This window comes from Elizabethkingia argenteiflava (assembly GCF_009904105.1).
GTDB lineage: Bacteria > Bacteroidota > Bacteroidia > Flavobacteriales > Weeksellaceae > Elizabethkingia > Elizabethkingia argenteiflava.
On sequence record NZ_JAAABJ010000257.1, the window covers coordinates 1 to 523 of the forward strand.

1 pseudogene is annotated in these 523 nt (G+C 37.9%); it reads left to right on the forward strand.

Annotation, left to right across the window (positions count from 1 at the left end):
- Positions 1-523: pseudogene (locus GNY06_RS02630) on the forward strand (DDE-type integrase/transposase/recombinase); the annotation flags it as partial.

The window sequence follows — 523 nt, forward strand, 5'->3', positions numbered from 1 at the left end:
CCTAGAAGCCAAATCTGCTCAAGATGGTGTCGTCCTTACTGAATCTCAACTTTCAGCACTAGAAGGGGCTAAGGAAGAGAAAAAAACTCATGGAGAAATTGAAACTCATCATCCTGGATATTTAGGAGCTCAAGACACTTATTACGTAGGCCATATCAAAGGAGTTGGACATATTTATCAACAAACTTTTATTGACACGTATTCCAAAGTAGTATTAGCAAAACTATATGACCGTAAAAATGCTCTTATTGCTGCTGACATGCTTAATGATCAGATAGTCCCTTTCTTTGAGCAGCAGGAACTTCGTTTACTCAGAATTTTAACAGTCAGAGCAACGGAATACTGTGGAATAAGAGAACAGCATGAATACCAGCTTTATTTAGCCATTGAAGATAGTGATCACACAAAGACCAAGGCTAAAAGTCCTCAGACCAATGGCATTTGTGAACGTTTTCACAGGACGATACAGGACGAGTTTTATGCCATAGCTTTTAGAAAGAAAATTTACAGAAGTATTGAAGAA